We start from the raw sequence: 15,204 nt of genomic DNA, 5'->3' as shown, positions 1-15,204 counted from the left end.
CTACTAGTGTTTCCAAATAATATTATCACAAAATTATTAAATCATGAAAAAAAAGAAACTAAAAACTTTATCACTAAAAAAAGCATCAATATCCAACCTAAATGGTGGGATAGCAGCTCCAAGTCCAGGACCATTATTAACCATAGATATCAGAGACTGCCTATTTACGTATGACATTCGCCAATGTACTTGGTATAGCGAGTTGAACACAGCTTGTGAATGTGATCCTTCTTGGGATTTAAATTGTAATTCGAACGCTCCTGTAGGATGCGCGGATTCTGTTAGAATTTGTTTGTTATAATCTTTAATTAAAAACCATGAAAAAAAAGAAATTAAAAGCATTATCGCTTAAAAAAGCATCAATATCCAACCTAAATGGTGGTCAAGTTCCTATCCTTTTAACTAGAAACTTACAACAATGCGCACTTACAATAGATATTATTAACTGTACAACAAGTACGTGGTATAGTGAATTATATACAGCTTGTGAATGCGAACCAACTTGGGATTTTAACTGTAATTCTCAGTATAATGCCTGTAGAAAGTCCGTTGACATTCCTTGTGAAGCATAAATATTAATTAAAATTTAAATTATCATGAAAAAAAAGAAGTTAAAAAACTTATCACTAAAAAAATCATCCGTTTCTAAGCTAAACGGAGGCGCAGTAGCTCCTGCTCCAGTATCACTTGCTTTTATTTGTGCTCCGACACAAGATTTATTCAATTGTACTTGGGTCAGTGAATTATATACGGCTTGTAATTGTGATCCTTCTTGGCAAGGTGGATGTGAATCTATACAATTTCCATGTCCAATAACAATAGACTTGGCGTGTGGAGTAAAATCAGTACGTATTTGCGTTGCTTAAATTAATTAAAAAGAAATATTCATGAAAAAAAAGAAGTTATCTCAAAAGTTAAATATTAACAAGTCTAAAATTGCATCATTTGATCAAAGAAATAGGATCATAGGTGGAACAGCAAGATCAAACCCTTGCGATTCTTTCGAATCCATGCAATGTACTGCAGGTTGCCCAACTAATGGGTGTCCTCCAGGGACAAATGGTTGCGCTACGGCAAATTGCCCACCGCAAACTGTTGGTTGTCCTTCGGCAAACACCAACTGTTTCTGTGATTCATTCATTACAATGGCAGGAATTACAGGCTGTTAATTTTTGAGAAATTATCCAATAAAAGCTTCAAAAGTGTATTCTTTTGAAGCTTTTTTAGTTTATATAATTATTTGAAAAACCAACACTTTTCCATTTGAAATTGTGTAATTTTAAGCCACTAATCAATTTTTACCGATGAAAAAATCAACTCTTATTTTAATTCTATTTGCTTTTCTACTAAACAGTTGCGCAGATACCTCTTCACAAAAAGAAACACCTAAAACAGATGAAACTCCAAAAAATAGTTTTGGATTGGTAATTCATGGTGGCGCAGGAACTATTTTAAAAAAGAACTTAACTCCAGAACTTGAAGCGCAGTATAAAGAAACCCTAGAAAAAGCCGCCAAAAAAGGATATGAAATCTTAAATAATGGTGGTACAAGTTTAGATGCTGTAGAGCAGACCATTCATATTTTAGAAAACTCACCATTATTTAATGCAGGAAAAGGAGCTGTGTTTGCAAACAATGGAAAGAATGAATTGGATGCTTCTATTATGGAAGGAAAAACATTAAATGCAGGCGCTGTTGCTGGTGTTACAAATTTGAAAAATCCAATTTCTGCAGCACGAAAAGTCATGGAAAACTCAGATCATGTATTATTGGCTAGAAAAGGCGCAGAAGAATTTGCCGCATCACAAGGCTTAGAAACTGTTGACACAAGTTACTTCTTCACAGAAAAAAGATACAATTCACTACTAAAAGCAAAAAATAAAGATATAAAAGACAAAGCCGCATCTATTGATCCGTTTATCAAAGATTACAAATACGGAACGGTTGGTTGTGTTGCATTAGATAAAAACGGAAACTTAGCCGCAGGAACTTCTACTGGAGGAATGACAAATAAAAAATGGAGTCGTATTGGCGATTCTCCAATTATTGGTGCCGGAACATACGCCAACAACAAAACGTGTGCAGTTTCAGGAACTGGACACGGAGAATATTTCATAAGAGCAAACGTTGCATATGATATTTCAGCGTTAATGGAATACAAAGGTTTATCATTGCAAGAAGCTGCAAAAGAAGTCATTCAGAATAAATTGAAAAATATGGGCGGCGATGGCGGAATTATTGCCATTGATACCAAAGGAAACTTAGTTGCAGAGTTTAATACGGCTGGAATGTACAGAGCCATGGTTGACGAAAACGGAACAGTTACTATCGGAATTTACAAAGAGTAAACACATAAATTGGTTATTCTTTTACGAATACTAGTTATATACCAACGAATACTAATTAAGCACTATTTTAATGAAAAAGTCTGTCTATTTTACAAAAAAAATCACCATGCGCACTTCAACTATTTTCATCGTTTTATTTGTATTTATTGGTTTATACTCTTGCAAAAAAACAGCTCCAGAAACCGATAATATTTTTGAGTTTAAAGATTATATTTATCAAACAACTGCAGGAACTATTTCTGCAAAAGAATCGATTATTGTTGGACTTCAAAAAGAAGTAACCGATTGGCAAGCAAACCAAGAAGTACCAAGCAATTTAATTTCAATTACACCCAAAATACAAGGGAAATTAACGGTTGAGAATAACAAAACATTACGTTTTACACCTGAAACTTCCTTACAGCCAGACACCGAATATACAGTACAAGTACATTTGGACAAAATTTACGAAGCTGTGCCAGCTACGTTCGAACACTATACATTTGCTTTTAAAACCATTACACCAAACTTTCTTATCGTAACCAACGATTTACAATCATATTCTAAAGAATGGCAATATTTAAATGGTGTATTAAAATCTGCAGATGCCATACCTAAAGAAAAACTTTCAGAGTTAATTTCGGCAACGCAAAACGGTAAAGAATTAGCCATTAAATGGAATGAAAATATTTTTAACAATTACGCATACGAATTTACAATTGATAGTATTAACAGACCTATTGACGATTCTGAAATAACAATTGCATGGACAGGTAAACCTATTGTTGCAAAATCTTCTGGGAAAAGAAAATATACAATTCCAGGGCAAAACAACTTCTCTGTTATTGAAGTAAATATTTCTCAAAGTCCTGAACAAAAATTCAGCATTAACTTTTCTGATCCTTTATTAAAAAATCAAAACTTTGACGGATTGGTTTCGGTTCAAAATCAATCAGCACTTACCTATGCCGTTGATGGAAATATTTTACACGTATATCCTGAAAATAGAGTTACTGGAAATGTGCAACTTGAAATCTTTCCTGGAATTAAAAACAAAGAAAATTTCAAACTGAAAAAACCGTATTCAAAACGTGTTTCATTTGAACAACAAAAACCTGCATTGCGTGCTGTAAGTACTGGTGTGATTTTGCCAAACTCAAAAGACTTAACATATAACTTCCAAGCAATCAATTTAAAATCAGTTGATGTTCGCGTTATTAAAATATATCAAGATAATGTATTGCAGTTTTTACAAGGTAATGATCTTAGCAATGTAGATCGATATAGCATTCGTACAGTTGGACGCCGTGTTGCCAAAAAAACCATCAATCTATTTGAAAACGAAAATGACAATGACGGACAATGGAGAACGTATGGAATTGATTTATCAACATTATTCAAAGCGTCACCTGGTGCAATTTATCAAATAGAAATTGGTTTCAAACGCGCATATGGGTTGTACACTTGTGATGACAATACCGCAAAAGAGGAAGCTGAAAGTAGCTATTATCAAAATCGTGAGGAGGAAGACGAAAATGAAGAAGAATATTGGGACAATCGCATGTACAATTTCAGAGATTATCGATACAATTGGAGCGATCGTGATAATCCGTGTACAGATTCGTACTATTTAGAAAGACGTTTTTTAACGGCAAATGTGCTCGCTTCTGATTTAGGTGTTATTGTAAAAAGAGGCGAAAACAAATCGTACTATTTTGCGGTAAGTGATATCATTTCTACCAATCCTGTCGGAAGTGCAAAAGTGACACTTTACAATTATCAACAACAAGAAATTGCTTCCAAACGTACCGATTCAGAAGGGTTAACGCTTATTGACGCTGATAAAAATGCATACTTTGCTACGGTTTCAAAAAACAATCAAGTTACCTATGTAAAGCTCAATGACGGAAACGCGCTTTCCATGAGTAAATTTGATGTTTCTGGAAAAAAAATTAACAAAGGGCTAAAAGGATATATTTATGGCGAACGCGGCGTTTGGCGACCTGGCGATTCATTACACTTAGCTTTTGTATTAAATGATATTGGAAATCCGCTTCCTAAAAATCATCCTGTAAAAATGGAAGTTACAGATGCGCAAGGCAAATTGGTTTATAAAAATATTGCAACACAAGGTGTACATCAGTTTTACAAATTTACAGTTCCTACAGCAAAAGAAGCGCCTACAGGCAATTGGAATGCTACTGTATCAGTTGGTGGTGTCCGATTTACTAAAAATTTAAAAATAGAAACGGTAAAGCCAAATCGTTTAAAAATTAATATTGATTTTGAGGATGAAATTCTTGCCAGTTCGCGTCCAATTGAAGGCGAACTCAAAGCCGCTTGGCTACATGGCGCACCTGCTAAAAACTTACGTGCGGAAGTGAGTATAAAATTAAGTAGTACCAATACTTCGTTTGAAAAGTTTCCAAACTATGAATTTAACGATCCAACAAGAAAGTTCAATACGGAAGAATTTACCATGTTTGAAGGTTCGTTAAATGCAGATGGAATTACCAATATTTCTAAAAAAATAAACGTTACCAACAAAGCACCAGGTATGTTGCGTGCGTCGTTCTTAACACGTGTATTTGAAAATGGTGGCGATTATTCTATTGATGCCTTTTCAAAAGATTTTGCACCGTATATTTCTTTTGTCGGAATGCGCGCGCCCGAACCAAAACGATATGGCTCATACTATACAGATGAAGAGCAAACTTTTGAAGTAGCTACGGTTGACGATAAAGGAAATCCAATCAAACGTAACGGATTGGAAGTGAAAATTTATCAAATTCATTGGCGTTGGTGGTGGAGTTCTTCCTACGAAGACCTTTCTTCTTATGCTGGAAGCGACTATCATTCGCACTATAAAACTTTTAAAATCAATACGAATACAAACGGTAAAGCAACGTTTAAGTTAAACATTCCTGATGAAGATCGCGGACGTTATTTAATTCGTATCTACGATCCGAAAAGTGGTCATGCTTCTGGAAAAACAATGTATTTCTACAAAAATTGGTGGCGTGCAAATACCAATGGAAATTCTGAAATGGCAAAAATGCTGATCTTTTCTGCGGATAAAACAACATACAACGTTGGTGAAACGGCAACAATTACATTTCCATCAGGAAAAGGTGGAAGAGCATTGGTAAGTGTTGAAAACGGTACGGAAGTATTAAGCACCAAGTGGGTAAAAACTGAAAAAGAACAAACCACAACTACAATCCCGATTACAGCAGAAATGGCGCCAAATGTATTTGTAAATATTTCATTGGTTCAAAAACATGATAATGTAACTAACGATTTGCCAATTCGCCTGTACGGAGTTATTCCTATACTGGTTGAAAATCCTGCAACGATTCTAAAACCAAAAATTTCAATGCCTAAAACGCTTCGTCCAGAACAATCATTCACTGTAAAAGTGAGCGAAACGGACAAAAAAGCAATGACATATACATTAGCAATTGTAGATGAAGGCTTACTAGATTTAACCCGATTTAAAACACCAAATCCTTGGGATGCATTTTACCAACGACAAGCGCTTGGCGTACGCACATGGGATATTTATGATGATATTATTGGCGCATTTAGCGGTAGTATTGATCAAGTATTTGCAATTGGTGGTGGCGACGGCGGAAATGGCGCTAAAAACAAAAAAGCAAACCGTTTTAAACCTGTTGTCAAATATTTAGGACCTTTCAATCTGAAAGCGGGTGAAACGAAATCGCACAAAATTGACATGCCAAATTATATTGGCGCAGTTCGTACGATGGTTGTTGCCGGAGATCCTAAAACAGAAGCATACGGAAATGCTGAGCAATCATCACAAGTAAAAAAACCATTAATGGTGTTGGCAACAGCTCCAAGAAAATTGAGTCCAGGTGAAAAAGTAACGCTTCCAGTTACGGTTTTTGCTATGGAAAATAAGGTGAAAAATGTTTCGCTTCAGCTAAAGTTACAAAACGGAATCTCAGTTATTGGCAATTCAACACAATCACTTACGTTTGATAGACCAGATGAAAAAATGGTGTATTTTGATTTAGATGTGAGTCAGGCAAAAGGCATACAAACTATTGAAGTAATTGCTACTGGAAATGGTGAAAAAGCATCGTATAAAGTGGAAATTGATGTAGAAAACCCGAATCCGATCAGTACAAAAATTCATGAGCTTACGCTTGAAGGAAAAACAACAGAAACACTCAATTTTGATACGTTTGGAGTTATAGGAACCAATGAAGCAACTGTAGAGTTTTCTACGTTGCCGCCAATGGATTTTACAGCACGCATGGAATATTTAATTCGATATCCACATGGATGTGTTGAGCAAACTACGTCAAGTGTATTTCCACAATTATATTTAGCAGATATTTTTGATTTATCATCTGCAAAAGAAAATCAAATTCAAGATAATATTAAAAAAGGAATCAAACGTTTATCACATTTTCAACGTCCAAATGGCGGTATGAGCTATTGGATTGGGGAAAGTGAAGCAAATGATTGGGGAACGAGTTATTCGGGTCATTTTATGATTGAAGCTGAAAAGAAAGGATACAGATTGCCGCTTACATTTATGAGTCAATGGCTTAAATATCAGAAAAATAAAGCACGTTCTTGGCGTTCGTCAGATGGAAGAGGTTACTATAATTCTGAATTAGCACAAGCATACCGATTGTACACATTGGCATTGGCTGGACATCCAGATTTAGCTTCTATGAACCGTTTGCGTGAATCGAAAGAATTATCGAACAGCGGAAAATGGCGATTGGCCGCAGCGTACGCATTGGCTTCACAAAAAGAAGCGGCAGAACGCATCATTAAATCGGCTACGACAGACTTTGTAGAAACCAAAAATTATAATAGTTATTCGTATGGTTCAATGTATAGAAACAAAGCAATGGCAATGGAAACGATGGTTATTTTAGATGATAAAAGAACTGTTACTCTTGCAAAAAATATTGCACAACGATTATCTTCAAGTCGTTGGATGAGCACACAAACAACCGCTTATTGTTTACTTTCAATGGGTAAAATGGTGACAAAAAACGGTGGAAAAGATATCAATATCGCATTCCATTTAAATGGAAAAAACAATGAAAACATAAAAACATCCAAAGCAATTGCACAACGTAGTTTAAAAATTACCAAAGGCGCAAATAGTTTACAAGTTGAAAATAAAGATGATAATACACTATTTGTACGTGTATTGAATGCTGGAAAATTACCATTGGGTGAAGAATTGGCTGAAAAACGTAACTTCACAATTCGAGTAGCATATAAAGACAAAAAAGGAAATCCTGTTAATGTAACTAAACTTACGCAAGGAACTGATTTTATGGCTTCTGTGACCATTACAAATGATCAATCGAGTACTGTAAAAGATATTGCTTTAACGGAAATATTTCCTTCAGGTTGGGAAATTGTAAATACACGTTTTACAGATTATGGCAATGTTACATCAAGCGAAGCAAGACATATAGATATTAGAGATGATCGTGTTAATTTCTATTTTGATTTAGGCTACAAACGATCTAAAACATTCAATGTATTACTCAACGCATCCTATTTAGGAAAATATTACTTACCAGGTATTCAGGCGGAAGCTATGTACGACAACGAATATTTTATTCGTACCAAAGGAAAATGGGTTGAAATTGTAAAATAATATAAGAACAATAAATATAAAAAAGCTTTTAGTACCTTTATATCAGGTAAACAGGTTGGGGCATGCATAAAACAAAAGTATTTCTAATAGGTGTACTCGGAGTATTATCACTATCGATAAGTTCCAATCGCAACACAAATTCAGCAGAAACATCTGAAGCAATGATGATGGATCCGATTGAGTATGTGATTTGTGATGATGATGGATTTTCAGAATTGAATATTTTAGACATTCAAAATGATATTCTATCGAATTATGATGGTGTTACTATTGAAGAAGCTGTTGTTATTTGTACATCTTCAGGACATATTATTCAATTAAACGATTTATCTGGAACCATTACAACAACTGTTATTTGCGACATGCCAAATTCGCTTTCAGATATTGCCGTGGATGAAAATAGTGTTATTTATGCAACTGATTTCAATACTATTTTTGAACTCGATCAAACGAATTGTACAACACTTCCATTACCAAACTTAGGCTCCATTCCTGCTACAAATTCGTTATCATTTGACACACAAGGAAATTTATATTTTGGTGGGTTTAATAGCGGTTCTGTATACAGATATGATAGTGACGAATTAAGTCCGGCGTATGTTTGGCACAATTTCGGATCTGGCGCACCAAGTGGTGATTTTGTAGTATTAGATGGAAAAATGTACATCAGTTGGGATTTATCTGGAAGTATCCGATTGTATGAAGTTACTATTGATAGTGACTTCAATTATGTTTCACACGTTGATTTAGGTCAAATTCCTGGCGGAACTTTTGGACTTGCAAGTGAATTGGGTACTTTATACGGTGTTTCAACAAGTGAATTATACGAAATTAACTTAGACACATTTACATTTACAACCGTTATAAATAACGATTTCCTTTATGGTTCTTGGTACGGAGCCGCAGGATTGCATGAAGCTTTTGACTATGAAGTTTCTTCATATATAACGAGTGATGATGCTACCAACAGCACAAATCCATTGCCAGATACATGGACAAATACTCAACAAGGCGGACAAACTATTTACATTAGAGTTGAAAATACGCTTACAGGAACTTTTGAAATTATTGAAGTAAACATTGTCATTTATGATAATATTCCAGATTTGACAATACCAACCAATCTTGCCGAATGTGAAAGTAATGGAAATCCGATGTTTAACTTAACAGCTGTAGAAACGGAGTTGCTTCAAAATGTGGCACATTCGGTGACAGTTACGTATCATACTTCACAAGCAAATGCTGATGACAATGTAAATCCGATTAGCACAATGTATGAACTAACCACAACACAAGAAACAATATTTGTGCGTGTTCAAAATGATGATAACGAATGTTTTTCTGTAGCACAGTTTAATGTGTTGCTTAGTTCAAGTCCAACTATTGAAACCCCAAGCGATTTGTTTCAATGTATAGACCAAGGAAGTGATACATTTACACTAACCGATGTAGAAACGGAATTGCTTCAAAACAATACAAATCTGGTGACGGTTTCGTATCATATTTTATTGGCGGATGCCGAAATGGACGCAAATCCTATAAATACCAATTATCAAATTTCTCCTGGACAAGAAACAATTTATGTACGTGTTCAAAATAATGATAACAACTGTTTTGAAACGACACAATTTAACATCAATCTTGGCGAAAGCCTACAAATAAATACACCAAATAATATTATACAATGTCAAGGTGTAAACAACGACGTTTTCAATCTCACGGAAGTGGAAACAACCGTACTAGCAAGCACAACGCAAACTGTAACGGTAAGTTATTATACGAGTTTAGCAAATGCAACAGCAAGCACAAACGCAATTAGCACAAACTATTCGCCAAGTTCAAATCAAGAAACTATTTTTGTGCGTGTAGATGATACGAATAATGATTGTTTTGCAATTACAGATTTTGAAATCACCATCAATCAAGGATTGAGCATTACAACACCAAGCGATTTGACTGCATGTGAAAATGGAAGTACTAACATGTTCAATTTAACTTTGGTAGAAGATGAAGTATTGCAAAATGTAACGCAAACTACGGTTGTAAGCTATCATGTTTCATTAGGTGATGCGACTGGTAATACAAGTCCTATTGATTCAAATTATACCTTAACAACCAATCAGGCTACGATTTACGTGCGTGTAGAAGATACTTCAAATGGTTGTTTTGAAACGACACAATTTACGGTTCAAATTATTGCAAATCCTGAAGTGCCATCCTATGTAAATACGCCAAGTGCGCGGATGCTAACCGATTGTTATCTGGACAATAGTACCACTGGATATTTTGACTTAAATGATAGTTATTCTGAAGTCGTTTTAGACGGAAATACAACGTATTCATTAGCATTTTACTTAACTGAAAATAATGCGGAAGCGAATGTTGGAGCCATCAACCCAATTTTCTATGCAACTAGTGGCGTACAAGAAATTTTTGTAGCTGTTACCAATGCTATTGGCTGTAGAAGTATCAGTAATTTTTATGTTAATCCTGATTGTTATGATACTATTGTAGATATTTCTAACATTTATTTTCCACAGTTTTTTACACCAAACAACGACTTGGCAAATGACACATGGAATGTTCGCGGAATTTCTGTAGCTGTGCAACAATCGGCAATCATGTATATATTTGACAGGTACGGAAAACTCATCTTTTATTTTAGACCAGGACAAACCGAAGGTTGGGACGGAACATACCGAGGAAAACAAATGCCAAGTAATGACTATTGGTACAAAATGGAAATGGCAGACGGTTTTGCCTTTAAAGGAAGTTTTACATTGGTTCGATAAGATTACAAGTACACACAAAAACTATGAATTCAGAATTTACGCCGTATTACGCGGTGATCTTTACTTCTGTTCAAACAGAAACGACAGCAGGATATGCCGAAATGGCGGAACAAATGGAAACTTTAGCCAAGCAACAAAAAGGATTCATCGGAATTGACAGCGCACGAAATGCGGTCGGAATTACGGTGAGCTATTGGAAAAATTTAGAAGTCATTCAGCAATGGAAACAACATACAGATCATTTAATTGCACAACAAAAAGGCATTAAAAACTGGTATGCGCACTACAATGTAAAAATTTGCAAAGTAGAGCGTGAGTATAGTTTTGTAAAAAAATAATACGCTTATAAACTTTTTGCAACGCTTGTATAAAAATTATAAAATCACATAAAAAAATTACGAACTTTGCAACAAACTATTAAAACCGATATATGAAAAAAACAACATTATTTTTAATAGCATTATTTTTTACTTCATTTTTAGTTGCTCAAGAAACACCTGTTTCTTCGGCAAATGAAAGTACAGGAAGTACTGGTAGTGTTAGCTATTCTGTGGGTTTACTTACCGTAAAAACACTTGAAAGTACAGAAGGAAGTGTGAGTCAAGGTGCGCAAATTCCCTTAGAAGTTACTCAATTACTAAGTACAAATGATCCTTCTTTCAACGATGTAGCTGTACGCGTATTTCCAAATCCGACTGCAAATGTATTGAGATTAAAAACTGGAAAACACACCAATTTAAGTTATCAATTATTTGACTTAAATGGAAAATCAATCAAAAACGAAAAAAAGATTTCTTCTGAAACTATTTCCATCGGAACTTTAAAAAGTGGAACCTATCTTTTAAAAATTCTTCAAGAAACTAAAGAAATCAAAACATTCAAAATCATCAAAAAATAACACTAATGAAAAAAAATTTACTCTATATATTAACTCTTTTTATTACAGTTACAACTTTTGCGCAAGCGCCAGATTTAATCAATTACCAAGCGATTATTAGAAATGATCAAGGAAATCTAATACAGGATTCAAATATTGGAATGCGTGTGAGTATTTTACAAACTAATGCAACAGGAACGGCTGTTTATACAGAAACACATATTGCTTCTACAAACACAAATGGTTTGATAACAATTCAAATTGGTGGCGGATCAACTTCTGATGATTTTTCTACAATTGATTGGAGTTCAGGACCGTATTTTATCAAAACTGAAACAGACGTTTTAGGCGGAACTAACTATACCATTACTGGAACAAGTCAGTTACTAAGTGTTCCATATGCATTGTATGCTAAAACTGCTGGAAGTGTTGAAGGCGGAAGTCCTGGAGGAAACAATCAAACCAATCCTTTAAATAACAATACAAATACTAGTTTTGCATTTGATTCAAGAGATGATAATACTATAAACGCCTGGAGCAATGGTAATAGTTGGTCATCAGTAACATATGCTGACACCTATAGCGGTGCTGGAGAAATTATTTCTTCGAATGGAAACTTTGCTTTCAATTCTAGAGATGATAATAAAATTTTTGCATGGAGCTATATAAACTATGCATGGACAGATGTAAGTTATGCTGACACCTATAGTGGTGCTGGAGCAATCATTTCTTCGGACGGAAATTTTGCCTTTGACTCTAGAGATGATAACCAAATTTTTGCATGGAGCGCTATTAACGGTTCTTGGTCTTCAGTTACATATGCAGACACTTACAGTGGTGCAGGAACAATCATTTCTTCAGAAGGAAACTTCGCTTTTAACTCTCGAGATGATAATAAAATTTTTGCATGGAATGCAACTAATGGCACATGGTCTTCGGTTACATATACTGATACTTATAGTGGAGCAGGAGCAATTACAACTTCTAATGGGAACTTTATATTTGACGCACGAGACGATAACATGATTTATGTTTGGAATGCACAAACAGGAATATGGGTTTCTACACCGTATACTGATACTTATAGTGGTCCTGGAACCATCATAACATCTCCACATAACAACGGAAATTAATACTTTTTAAACACTATATGATAACCAGCATAATACAGAAGATTAAACAACACAAAATCAAAACTATTATTCTGGTTATTTTAGTAATAGCGTACTATTTTTGTTTGCCAAAAACACTATTCAACGTACCAACTTCAACGGTAATTGAAAGTAATGAAGGTGTTTTGCTTGGCGCGAAAATTGCCGATGACGGTCAATGGCGTTTTCCACAATTAGATTCCGTTCCCGAGAAATTCAAAATTTGCATCGTTCAGTTTGAGGATGAATACTTTTACAACCATCCTGGATTCAACCCAATCTCCATCGCGAAAGCGTTATGGCAAAATATAGAATCAGGCAGTGTAAAACGTGGCGGAAGTACACTCACACAACAAGTAATTCGATTGTCTAGAAAAGGACAAAGACGCACCTATCTTGAAAAACTAAAAGAACTTGTTCTTGCCACACGTTTAGAATTTAGATATTCTAAAGACGATATTTTAAAATTTTATGCTTCGCATGCGCCTTTCGGCGGAAATGTTGTCGGATTAGACGCTGCTTCTTGGCGTTATTTTGGAAGAAGACCACAAGAACTTTCGTGGGCAGAAAATGCTACGTTAGCCGTGTTGCCAAATGCACCAAGTTTAATATTCCCTGGGAAAAATCAAGCACGATTAAAAGAAAAACGAAATCGGTTACTCAAAAAATTACACGATCAAGAAATTATAGATCAACTTACCTACGAGTTGGCAATTGAAGAACCACTTCCGCAAAAACCGTACGCATTACCGCAAACTGCCAAACATTTGCTCAATAAAATAACCGAAACACACAAAGGAAAACGTGTACAAACTTCTGTAGCATCGTACATACAACAAGAAGCAAACGCCATTGTTGCCAAACATTACAAGGAACTAAAACAGAATCAAGTGTATAATGCGGCTGTTTTGGTTTTAGATGTAAAAACACGTAAAGTATTGGCGTATGTTGGAAACACACCAACCGATAATGCACATCAAAAAGATGTAAATGTTATTCATAAACCTAGAAGTACAGGAAGCATTATGAAACCGTTTCTGTACACCGCAATTTTAGATGCAGGCGATTTATTACCAAACACATTAGTAATTGATGTTCCTACGAAAATTGGGAATTACAATCCGAAAAACTTTAACGAATCCTACGATGGCGCTGTGACAGCAAAACGAGCGTTGGCGCGTTCGTTAAATGTTCCGGCAGTACGAATGTTGCAACAATTTGGGTTGGACAGATTTCATTATCACCTCAAACAATTACAACTAAAAGATATATCGTATAATGCCGATCATTATGGACTTTCATTAATACTTGGCGGTGCAGAAAGTAACTTATGGGATTTATGCAAAACCTATGCGGCTTTCTCTTCTACGCTGAATCATTTTGGAGATAACTCTAGTCAATATTACACAAATGAATTTTGCGAACCTTCATTTTTATTAGATGAAAACGTAGATTTTGGAAGTCTTACGACAGAAAAAACAATTTTTGATGCAGGATCTATTTATCTAACATATGATTCCTTAAAAGAAGTGAACCGACCAGAAGGTGAAGAAAACTGGGAATTCTTCGATTCGAGTAAAGAAATTGCTTGGAAAACAGGAACCAGTTTTGGTTTTAGAGATGCGTGGGCAATTGGTTCTACCAAAGATTATATTGTGGGAGTTTGGGTTGGAAATGCCGATGGCGAAGGTCGTCCAGGATTAATTGGAACAACAACAGCGGCACCAATTTTGTTTGATGTGTTTAGCATATTGCCCAAAAGTGATTGGTTTGATGTTCCGTATGATGAATTGGAAGAAGTTTCCATCTGTACAAAAAGTGGCTACAGAGCTTCAGAATTATGTGAAGAAACGGAACTTCAATTTATTCCAAGAAGCGGATTAAAAACGAAACCATGTCCGTATCACATTTGGGTTCATGTAGATAAAGACGAGCGTTTTCAGGTAAACTCGTCCTGTCAGCCATTGAGTCAAATGACACACAAAAGCTGGTTTGTGTTGCCACCATTAATGGAATATTATTATCAAAGTAAAAATCCGTTGTATAAAACCTTGCCGCCATTTCGAAACGATTGTACTGCGGAAGGACAAAAAAGTATGGATTTTATCTATCCAGCGGAAGCTGTAAAAGTGTTTCTTCCGAAAGATTTTGACGGTGAAAAAAATCCGTTAGTCTTACGATTGGCACATTCAATGCCTGAAACAAAAGTGTTTTGGTATGTAGATGAAGCTTTTATTGGTACTACGCAAACCATACACGAAATGGAAATACTACCACAAAAAGGAATTCATAAAATTACGGTTGTAGACGAATTTGGCAACGAAGCCACACGAACTGTTGAAATTCAAGAGTAATTTTGTTCGTATTCGGGATAGAATTTAGTATTTTCATACTTTGT

At 35.2% G+C, this 15,204-nt stretch carries 11 protein-coding genes; all 11 read left to right on the top strand.

Annotated features, from left to right (window positions below; genetic code table 11):
* Positions 1–43 precede the first annotated feature (43 nt).
* The 11 genes from ACQ654_RS15015 to pbpC all read left to right on the top strand — a co-directional run bounded on the left by ACQ654_RS15015 (position 44) and on the right by pbpC (position 15,160).
* Entirely contained in the window at positions 44–301 is a 258-nt protein-coding gene (locus tag ACQ654_RS15015) for a hypothetical protein (RefSeq protein WP_430411158.1), read from the top strand.
* 16 nt (positions 302–317) lie between these two features.
* Complete coding sequence (locus ACQ654_RS15010; RefSeq protein WP_430411157.1) at positions 318–572, top strand: hypothetical protein; 255 nt, start codon at positions 318–320, stop codon at positions 570–572.
* A gap of 24 nt (positions 573–596) precedes the next feature.
* The gene (locus tag ACQ654_RS15005; protein WP_430411156.1) at positions 597–866 is read left to right on the top strand and encodes a hypothetical protein; all 270 of its coding nucleotides are present in this window, start codon (positions 597–599) and stop codon (positions 864–866) included.
* A 21-nt stretch (positions 867–887) separates the two neighbouring features.
* Positions 888–1,169, top strand: a complete 282-nt coding sequence (locus tag ACQ654_RS15000; RefSeq protein ID WP_430411155.1) for a class I lanthipeptide — start codon at positions 888–890, stop codon at positions 1,167–1,169.
* Between the two features lie 135 nt (positions 1,170–1,304).
* Positions 1,305–2,348, top strand: a complete 1,044-nt coding sequence (locus ACQ654_RS14995; protein ID WP_430411154.1) for an isoaspartyl peptidase/L-asparaginase family protein — start codon at positions 1,305–1,307, stop codon at positions 2,346–2,348.
* Positions 2,349–2,454: 106 nt separating this feature from the next.
* On the top strand, positions 2,455–7,986 hold the full coding sequence (locus ACQ654_RS14990) for an alpha-2-macroglobulin family protein (protein WP_430411153.1): 5,532 nt from the start codon (positions 2,455–2,457) through the stop codon (positions 7,984–7,986).
* 62 nt (positions 7,987–8,048) lie between these two features.
* Complete coding sequence (locus ACQ654_RS14985) at positions 8,049–10,778, top strand: T9SS type B sorting domain-containing protein (protein ID WP_430411152.1); 2,730 nt, start codon at positions 8,049–8,051, stop codon at positions 10,776–10,778.
* 23 nt (positions 10,779–10,801) lie between these two features.
* Positions 10,802–11,116, top strand: a complete 315-nt coding sequence (locus ACQ654_RS14980) for an antibiotic biosynthesis monooxygenase family protein (RefSeq protein WP_430411151.1) — start codon at positions 10,802–10,804, stop codon at positions 11,114–11,116.
* A 92-nt stretch (positions 11,117–11,208) separates the two neighbouring features.
* Positions 11,209–11,676, top strand: coding sequence for a T9SS type A sorting domain-containing protein (locus ACQ654_RS14975; RefSeq protein ID WP_430411150.1), 468 nt, complete (start codon positions 11,209–11,211; stop codon positions 11,674–11,676).
* A gap of 5 nt (positions 11,677–11,681) precedes the next feature.
* Positions 11,682–12,788 carry a hypothetical protein gene (locus ACQ654_RS14970; RefSeq protein WP_430411149.1) on the top strand — a complete coding sequence of 369 codons (1,107 nt, stop codon included), beginning with the start codon at positions 11,682–11,684 and terminating at the stop codon, positions 12,786–12,788.
* 17 nt (positions 12,789–12,805) lie between these two features.
* Positions 12,806–15,160, top strand: a complete 2,355-nt coding sequence (pbpC, locus tag ACQ654_RS14965; protein WP_430411148.1) for a penicillin-binding protein 1C — start codon at positions 12,806–12,808, stop codon at positions 15,158–15,160.
* Positions 15,161–15,204 lie beyond the last annotated feature (44 nt).

Origin of the sequence: Kordia sp. (genome assembly GCF_965283645.1) — a bacterium.
Classification (GTDB): domain Bacteria; phylum Bacteroidota; class Bacteroidia; order Flavobacteriales; family Flavobacteriaceae; genus Kordia.
Note: the sequence above shows the minus strand (reverse complement) of the source record. Positions and strands in the feature narration are given on the sequence as shown.

What these genes read in the sequence shown, in the direction of transcription:
- ACQ654_RS15010 (WP_430411157.1), top strand. Translation starts at nt 318, where the DNA reads ATGAAAAAAAAGAAATTAAAAGCATTATCGCTTAAAAAAGCATCAATA.
- ACQ654_RS14980 (WP_430411151.1), top strand. Translation starts at nt 10,802, where the DNA reads ATGAATTCAGAATTTACGCCGTATTACGCGGTGATCTTTACTTCTGTT.
- ACQ654_RS14970 (WP_430411149.1), top strand. Translation starts at nt 11,682, where the DNA reads ATGAAAAAAAATTTACTCTATATATTAACTCTTTTTATTACAGTTACA.
- ACQ654_RS14995 (WP_430411154.1), top strand. Translation starts at nt 1,305, where the DNA reads ATGAAAAAATCAACTCTTATTTTAATTCTATTTGCTTTTCTACTAAAC.
- ACQ654_RS14985 (WP_430411152.1), top strand. Translation starts at nt 8,049, where the DNA reads ATGCATAAAACAAAAGTATTTCTAATAGGTGTACTCGGAGTATTATCA.
- pbpC (WP_430411148.1), top strand. Translation starts at nt 12,806, where the DNA reads ATGATAACCAGCATAATACAGAAGATTAAACAACACAAAATCAAAACT.
- ACQ654_RS15000 (WP_430411155.1), top strand. Translation starts at nt 888, where the DNA reads ATGAAAAAAAAGAAGTTATCTCAAAAGTTAAATATTAACAAGTCTAAA.
- ACQ654_RS15005 (WP_430411156.1), top strand. Translation starts at nt 597, where the DNA reads ATGAAAAAAAAGAAGTTAAAAAACTTATCACTAAAAAAATCATCCGTT.
- ACQ654_RS15015 (WP_430411158.1), top strand. Translation starts at nt 44, where the DNA reads ATGAAAAAAAAGAAACTAAAAACTTTATCACTAAAAAAAGCATCAATA.
- ACQ654_RS14990 (WP_430411153.1), top strand. Translation starts at nt 2,455, where the DNA reads ATGCGCACTTCAACTATTTTCATCGTTTTATTTGTATTTATTGGTTTA.
- ACQ654_RS14975 (WP_430411150.1), top strand. Translation starts at nt 11,209, where the DNA reads ATGAAAAAAACAACATTATTTTTAATAGCATTATTTTTTACTTCATTT.